Genomic DNA, 6,503 nt, shown 5'->3' with positions numbered 1-6,503 from the left:
ACGGCTAGGTTCACTGAGACAGAAAGCGAAACGACTGGGTTCGCTGAGTAAACGCCTCGATTGGATGAGAGCGGTCAGCTACCAGCGCATGACCGCAGGGCAGCGATGTACTAGAGTTATCTCGACATCGAGATATCTGCCGAGAAGGCGTACCGCTGTCGCGCTAGTTAGGTGTACCTAAGTTAGGTACACCTTAGCGGATCGGCAAGGTCCCAGGGCGGCAGGATGCGGTAGTACGCGCGAATTTCATGCATGAAGGAGACTGTCGTGTCGGCGAACAGCTTCGACGCCCGCAGCACACTGCGCGTGGGCGACGAGTCGTACGAGATCTTCAAGCTGGACAAGGTCGAGGGCTCCGCCCGCCTGCCATACAGCCTGAAGGTGCTGCTGGAGAACCTGCTCCGCACGGAGGACGGCGCGAACATCACCGCCGACCACATCCGTGCGCTGGGCAACTGGGACTCGCAGGCCCAGCCCAGCGAGGAGATCCAGTTCACGCCGGCCCGCGTGATCATGCAGGACTTCACGGGTGTGCCCTGCGTCGTCGACCTCGCCACCATGCGCGAGGCCGTCAAGGAGCTCGGCGGTGACCCGGCGAAGATCAATCCGCTGGCCCCGGCCGAGCTGGTCATCGACCACTCCGTGATCGCCGACAAGTTCGGCACGGCGAACGCCTTCCAGCAGAACGTGGAGCTGGAGTACGGCCGCAACAAGGAGCGCTACCAGTTCCTGCGCTGGGGCCAGACCGCCTTCGACGAGTTCAAGGTCGTCCCCCCGGGCACCGGCATCGTCCACCAGGTGAACATCGAGCACCTGGCCCGTACGGTCATGGTGCGCAATGGGCAGGCGTACCCCGACACCCTCGTCGGCACCGACTCGCACACCACCATGGTCAACGGCCTCGGCGTGCTGGGCTGGGGCGTCGGCGGCATCGAGGCCGAGGCCGCGATGCTCGGCCAGCCGGTCTCCATGCTCATCCCGCGCGTCGTCGGCTTCAAGCTGACCGGTGAGCTGACCCCCGGCACCACCGCCACCGACCTCGTCCTCACGATCACCGAGATGCTGCGCAAGCACGGCGTCGTCGGCAAGTTCGTGGAGTTCTACGGTGAGGGCGTCGCCGCGACCTCCCTCGCGAACCGCGCCACCATCGGCAACATGTCGCCCGAGTTCGGCTCCACCGCCGCGATCTTCCCGATCGACGGCGAGACGCTGAAGTACCTGAAGCTGACCGGCCGCCCCGAGCAGCAGGTCGCGCTCGTCGAGGCGTACGCCAAGGAGCAGGGCCTGTGGCTCGACCCTGCCGCCGAGCCGGACTTCTCCGAGCGGCTTGAGCTCGACCTCTCCACGGTCGTGCCGTCGATCGCCGGTCCCAAGCGGCCCCAGGACCGCATCGTCCTGGCCAACGCGGCCCAGCAGTTCGCGCAGGACGTCCGCAACTACGTCACCGACGACGAGGAGGCGGGCAAGGAGTCCTTCCCGGCCTCCGACGCCCCCGCCGTCTCCAACGGCATGCCGACCAAGCCGACCACCGTGACCGCCGCCGACGGCTCGGTGTACGAGATCGACCACGGCGCCGTCACCGTCGCCGCGATCACCTCCTGCACCAACACGTCGAACCCGTACGTCATGGTCGCCGCCGCCCTCGTGGCCAAGAAGGCGGTCGAGAAGGGCCTGACCCGCAAGCCGTGGGTCAAGACCACCCTGGCCCCCGGGTCCAAGGTCGTCACGGACTACTTCGACCGCTCGGGCCTGACCCCGTACCTCGACAAGCTCGGCTTCAACCTCGTCGGTTACGGCTGCACGACCTGCATCGGCAACTCCGGTCCGCTGGACGAGGAGATCTCGAAGGCGATCAACGACAACGACCTCGCGGTCACGTCGGTGCTCTCCGGCAACCGCAACTTCGAGGGCCGGATCAACCCCGACGTCAAGATGAACTACCTGGCGTCGCCGCCGCTGGTCGTCGCGTACGCCATCGCGGGCTCCATGAAGGTGGACATCACCAAGGACGCCCTCGGCATCGACCAGGACGGCAAGCCGGTCCACCTTGAGGACATCTGGCCGACCGAGGCCGAGGTCAACGAGGTCGTCGCCTCCGCCATCGGCGAGGACATGTTCACCACGTCCTACCAGGACGTCTTCGCCGGTGACGCGCAGTGGCAGGCGCTGTCGATCCCCACCGGCGACACCTTCGAGTGGGACAGCGAGTCCACCTACGTCCGCAAGCCCCCGTACTTCGAGGGCCTGACGATGGAGACGACCCCGGTCGCCGACATCACCGGCGCGCGGGTCCTGGCCAAGCTCGGCGACTCGGTCACCACCGACCACATCTCCCCGGCCGGTGCGATCAAGGCCGACACCCCGGCGGGCAAGTACCTCACCGAGCACGGCGTCGAGCGGCGCGACTTCAACAGCTACGGCTCGCGCCGAGGCAACCACGAGGTCATGATCCGCGGCACCTTCGCCAACATCCGGCTGCGCAACCAGATCGCGCCCGGCACGGAGGGCGGGTTCACCCGCGACTTCACCCAGGACGGCGGCCCGGTCGGTTTCATCTACGACGCCTCGCAGAACTACCAGGCCGCCGGCATCCCGCTGGTCATCCTGGCGGGCAAGGAATACGGCTCGGGCTCGTCCCGTGACTGGGCCGCCAAGGGAACGGCCCTGCTCGGCGTGAAGGCCGTCATCGCCGAGTCCTACGAGCGCATCCACCGCTCGAACCTCATCGGCATGGGCGTGCTGCCGCTCCAGTTCCCCGAGGGCGCCTCGGCCCTCACGCTGGGCCTGACCGGCGAGGAGACCTTCTCCTTCACCGGTGTCACCGCCCTCAACGACGGTGGCATCCCTGACACCGTCAAGGTCACCACGGACACCGGCGTCGAGTTCGACGCCAAGGTCCGCATCGACACCCCCGGCGAGGCGGACTACTACCGCAACGGCGGCATCATGCAGTACGTGCTGCGCTCGCTGATCCGGAAGTAGGCCGCGGCGCAACCTGCCGGGCGGTATCGTACGGACGGGCCGCACTCCCCGCGAGGGGGTGCGGCCCGTCCGCGTATCGGGCTACTGCCCGAGGTGGTCGAACGCGCCTGCCTTGGCGGCGTGTATGAAGGCGCCGAAGGTGGCGGGGGTGGTGGTGAGGATGACGTCGGGGTCGTCGCTCTCCCGGAGCTTGATGACGTCGGGGGTAGCGCCTGCGGCTACGTTGAGGCAGTTGGAGCCCTCGTGACTGTAGGAAGATTTCTGCCAGGCATAGGCGGACACGTGCTTGCTTCCTCTCAGACGCTTTGCGCGATGCGGTGGATCAGATCGCGGGACGCTGTTGGCTTCAGCGCGTTGCTCTCGAAGCGGTCCAGCACTTTCCGGTATTTCACGAGGTGAGCCTCGGCGTCGAGTAGTTCGTTGCCGTGGTCAGTGTCGAGCTGGACGGTATCGAGCTGCGGTACTGAGCCGCCGAAGTAGTCGATGGGCTGGCCTGAGCTGGGGATCGGCTCCCCACCGAATGGGACCACCACAACGGTGACGTTCTCGCGTTCGCTCATCTCGATGAGGTGCTGAAGCTGGGCGCGGGCCACGCCCGGACCACCAAGCCCCATCCGCAGGGCGGCTTCATGGATGATCGCGGTCAGGGACTTTGGCCGGTCCCCGTACAGGATTCCCTGCCGCTTGATCCGGAACGAGACGCGGTGCTCCACATCATGGGGCGGGAGCGGCGGAACCGTGGAGTCGAAGAGCGCACGGGCATGGTCCCTGGTCTGGAGAAGCCCCGGCATGTGGACCATGGTGGCGACGCGCACAAAGGTGGCGTGGTGCTCCAGCTCAGCCAGGTCGAGCAGCCCGGCCGGTAGGACCTCCCGCTCCGACTCCCACCACCCTCGGGTCTGTCGCCCGGTCATCTCGGCGAGGGCTTCGACCAGCTCCTGATTCGCGCAGCTATACAGATTGGCCAGGGCCTGGACCCGGTCCGCGCTTACCGCGTAGCGCCCCGCCTCGATGTTGCTGATACGTGACTGGTTGGCACCGAAGCGCGCGCCCGCCTCCGTGGCGGACATGTCCGTGCGCTCGCGGAGTCTGCGCAACTCGGCGCCCAGGCGTCTCTGCCGCACGGTCAGCGGGCGATTGGTCGGGGCCATGCGGTCTCTCCCTGCTCGGATGAGGTGTGGCTGGTGTCACCCTAACGGAGGTTTCTGGAATGGGTTCACTGTAAGCATGGAATGCAGTGCATGTTCACGCTACGGTGTGACCTGAGCCACTTCGGCTGGCGAAGCTGCGCCACCGTATGCGCAAGGCTTCGCCCTGGTCCAATTCCCCCCTCCCGATGGGAGATTCCCATGGCCGCCGTATCCCCGCAGGACCCGCTGTCCGAGGACCTGACCTTTGACGAAGAACTGTGTGAACTGGCCCTCGATCAGGCGCCCCGCCTCTTCGCCGTGATCCAGGAGTACGAGCTGGATACGGGCGAGCAGGACGGGGAGGTCGCGGCCTGGGGCATGGCGTATGAGGACGGGCGCGCGCAGGTCGTCGGCGTCGGTGGCCGCGTGCGGCTCAGCCTCAGCTCGGTGGAGCGGGCCACGTGGTGGTTCGGGCGGGAGAAGGGCGTCACCGCGCGCCTGGTGTGGTTCGCGCGGCCCGCCGCCCCGGCGTTCGACAGGACCGGGGCCGTCTGAGCGGGGCGCGGGCCACGAGGGCCGCATTCCCCCGCCGGGAATGCGGCCTGGCCCTCGCCGCATATCGGCCAGGTCTCAACTCGGGAAAGACTGCCGGTGAAAACTGCTTTCGATCTTGCCCAGGACGCGCCAAGTGGACTATACCTGTCGCACCTGAGCCGCCGTTCTCGTCACGGCAGTGGACCTGGCGGACGGTGCGTGACCAGCCCCCTGGGCGCGTGGGCTCCACTGTTTCCCGGCGTATACGCAGCACAGATCAGCTCCAACTGACCCGCGGTGTCGGGCCGTTCGCCTCGGCGCTCGGTGACGGGAGACCGGACATCGCCTGAGTCCTGTAGAAGGCGAGGACTTGAGCATGGAATTCACCTCTGATTTCGGCCGTCGCGATCTGGTCAAGCGGGCGGCGGCGCTCGGACTGATATCCATCCCCACCATGGCCGCGCTGAGTGCGTGCGCGACGGGTGGTGACAACGACACTGAGCAGGTCGAGAAGGGCAAGAAGACGGCGAAGAATCCGCTCGCTGTGAATGAGAGCGCGGGTCTTGACGTCGTCATCTTCGACGGTGGGTTCGGTCAGCAGTACGCGAAGGACGCCGAGGCGGAGTTCGTGCGGGCTTTCCCGAAGACGAAGGGGAAGATCAAGCATTCGGCGACGCAGAAGATCCAGGCGAAGCTGCAGCCGCGGTTCAACGGCGGGACGCCGCCGGACCTGATCGACAACTCGGGTGCGGAGCAGATGGACTTCGGCACGCTGGTCTCCAAGGACCAGCTGACGGATCTGACGGAGTTGCTGGACGCGCCGTCGCTGGATGACCCGAAGAAGACGGTGCGGGAGACGCTGCGGCCGGGTGTCGTGGAGATGGGGCAGTTCGACGGTGATCCGGTGTGGGTCCTGTACTACGCGTACACGATCTACGGGGTGTGGTATTCGAAGTCGCTGCTGGAAAAGAACGACTGGGAGTACCCGGAGACCTGGGACGACATGCTCAAGGTGTGCGCGGCGGCGAAGAAGAAGGGGATCGCCGGGTGGACGTATCCGGGGAAGTACCCGTACTACCTGCCGTTCAGCCTGTACCCGTTCATCGCGAAGATCGGTGGCCCTGACACGCTGAAGGCGATCGACAATCTGGAGCCGAACGCCTGGAAGCACCCGGCGGTGAAGGCGGCCTTCGAGGCGTACTACGAGCTGAAGCAGAAGGGCTACATCCTCAAGGGAACACCGGGGATGGACCACATCCAGTCGCAGGTGGCGTGGAACGAGGGCAAGGCGCTGTTCATCCCGAACGGTTCGTGGGTGGAGAACGAGACGAAGAAGACGACGCCCAAGGGCTTCGATATGGCGGTGGGTGCGCCGTCGTCGCTGGATTCGAGCGACAAGATGCCGTTCGGGACGATCTGGGCGTCGGGTGGTGAGCCCTTCATCGTGCCGCGGAACGCGAAGAACCCGCGGGGCGGGATGGAACTGCTGCGCATCATGCTGGGAAAGAAGTCGACGCAGAACTTCATCAAGCAGGTGTCGTCGCTGTCGTCGCTGAATGGCGGCACGGAGGGGCTTCAGCTGGGCCCCGGGCTGGCGTCGGCGCAGGAGCTGTGGACGAAGGCGGGTGCGGACAAGATCGTGAACCCGCGGCTGCAGGACTGGTATGTGACGTTGCAGAAGGAGAAGATCGGCGTGTCGGCCCTGGGGGAGATGATGGCCGGTCGTATGACTCCGACGGAGTGCATGGCGAAGTGCCAGAAGTACGCCGATGAGACCGCCAAGGATGACGCGGTGAAGAAGTACAAGCACGTCTGATGGTGCGTCGGTCGGCGGCGGGGCCCATGGGCTGGGATCGG

At 66.2% G+C, this 6,503-nt stretch carries 5 protein-coding genes; 3 read left to right on the top strand and 2 right to left on the bottom strand.

All coding sequences use genetic code 11. From position 1 onward, the window contains the following. Positions 1–267: 267 nt before the first annotated feature. A complete protein-coding gene (gene acnA, locus AC5P1B_RS35385; protein WP_493892139.1) occupies positions 268–2,982 on the top strand; it encodes an aconitate hydratase AcnA in 2,715 nt (904 codons plus the stop codon). An 81-nt stretch (positions 2,983–3,063) separates the two neighbouring features. On the opposite strand, the gene AC5P1B_RS35380 is transcribed toward acnA, so the two are convergent. Next, positions 3,064–3,264 carry a DUF397 domain-containing protein gene (locus AC5P1B_RS35380; protein ID WP_493892138.1) on the bottom strand — a complete coding sequence of 67 codons (201 nt, stop codon included), beginning with the start codon at positions 3,262–3,264 and terminating at the stop codon, positions 3,064–3,066. A gap of 14 nt (positions 3,265–3,278) precedes the next feature. Continuing rightward, a complete protein-coding gene (locus AC5P1B_RS35375) occupies positions 3,279–4,133 on the bottom strand; it encodes a helix-turn-helix domain-containing protein (RefSeq protein ID WP_493892137.1) in 855 nt (284 codons plus the stop codon). A gap of 198 nt (positions 4,134–4,331) precedes the next feature. Between AC5P1B_RS35375 and AC5P1B_RS35370 the strand changes: the two genes are divergently transcribed. Continuing rightward, the gene (locus tag AC5P1B_RS35370) at positions 4,332–4,667 is read left to right on the top strand and encodes a hypothetical protein (protein WP_493892136.1); all 336 of its coding nucleotides are present in this window, start codon (positions 4,332–4,334) and stop codon (positions 4,665–4,667) included. Positions 4,668–5,022: 355 nt separating this feature from the next. Then, the gene (ngcE, locus tag AC5P1B_RS35365) at positions 5,023–6,462 is read left to right on the top strand and encodes an N-acetylglucosamine/diacetylchitobiose ABC transporter substrate-binding protein (RefSeq protein ID WP_493892135.1); all 1,440 of its coding nucleotides are present in this window, start codon (positions 5,023–5,025) and stop codon (positions 6,460–6,462) included. Positions 6,463–6,503 lie beyond the last annotated feature (41 nt).

Source organism: Streptomyces sp. A01 (assembly GCF_059026195.1).
The sequence above is the reverse complement of the archived record's forward strand: the minus strand, read 5'-3'. Positions and strand labels throughout refer to the sequence as shown.

What these genes read in the sequence shown, in the direction of transcription:
- AC5P1B_RS35370 (WP_493892136.1), top strand. Translation starts at nt 4,332, where the DNA reads ATGGCCGCCGTATCCCCGCAGGACCCGCTGTCCGAGGACCTGACCTTT.
- AC5P1B_RS35375 (WP_493892137.1), bottom strand. Translation starts at nt 4,133, where the DNA reads ATGGCCCCGACCAATCGCCCGCTGACCGTGCGGCAGAGACGCCTGGGC.
- ngcE (WP_493892135.1), top strand. Translation starts at nt 5,023, where the DNA reads ATGGAATTCACCTCTGATTTCGGCCGTCGCGATCTGGTCAAGCGGGCG.